Genomic DNA, 703 nt, shown 5'->3' with positions numbered 1-703 from the left:
TCGGCGGCGCGGCGGTGTGGGCGGTGGTCATCGCGTGCCAGTCAGCCGGAGTGCTCGTGGGATCGTTGTACGCCAAGCGTTTGCGCCCACAACGGCCGCTGCTGGCCGCGGTGCTGCTCACGCTGGCTTACCCCGCCCCCGTCGCGCTGCTCGGCGTCGCCGCTCCGGTGTGGCTGATCGCGGTCGCGATGTTCGTCTGCGGCTTGGCCACGAGCGGCTTCGGTGTGCTGTGGCAGACCACGATCCAGCGCGAGGTGCCGGGCGAGGCGCTGTCCCGGGTCGCGTCCTACGACCTGTTCGGCCAGCTCACCCTGGCGCCGCTGGCGTTGCTGTTCGTCGGCCCGATGGCGCAGAGCTTCGGCCACGGCACGGTGCTGGTGTGCTGCGCGGCGCTGACCGTCCTGGCCAGCCTGGGCGCACTGCTCTCACCCCAGGTCCGCAGGCTCAGCACGGCAGGTTGAGCGCGGCGGCGAGATCGGTGCGGCGGCACACCCCGAGCTTGGCGTAGGCGTGTTGCAGGTGGTTGCCGACCGTGCGCACGGAGACCGCCAACCGGGCCGCGATGCCCGCGTTGTCCAGCCCGGCCACCGCGAGTTCGCACACCTCGCGCTCGCGCGTGGTCAGGGGTTGCGGGCCGGTCAACGGGTTCAGCCACACCGGCCGGAAGCCGCCGCACTCCGCCAGCAGCCGCTCCGCCATGCGG

1 protein-coding gene and 1 pseudogene are annotated in these 703 nt (G+C 72.8%); one reads left to right on the top strand and one right to left on the bottom strand.

The annotated features are described in order from the left end of the window. Window positions 1-461: pseudogene (locus CCN37_RS40520) on the top strand (MFS transporter); the annotation flags it as partial. On the opposite strand, the gene CCN37_RS37510 reads toward CCN37_RS40520, so the two are convergent. Beyond that, a partial coding sequence (locus tag CCN37_RS37510) for a helix-turn-helix transcriptional regulator (RefSeq protein WP_143262026.1) occupies window positions 445-703 on the bottom strand: 259 nt, incomplete at its 5' end. The pseudogene CCN37_RS40520 and the gene CCN37_RS37510 sit on opposite strands and share 17 nt — an antisense overlap.

It is taken from the genome of Allokutzneria sp. NRRL B-24872 (genome assembly GCF_002155965.1).
In the GTDB taxonomy this organism is placed as follows: domain Bacteria; phylum Actinomycetota; class Actinomycetes; order Mycobacteriales; family Pseudonocardiaceae; genus Allokutzneria.
Note: the sequence above shows the minus strand (reverse complement) of the source record. Positions and strands in the feature narration are given on the sequence as shown.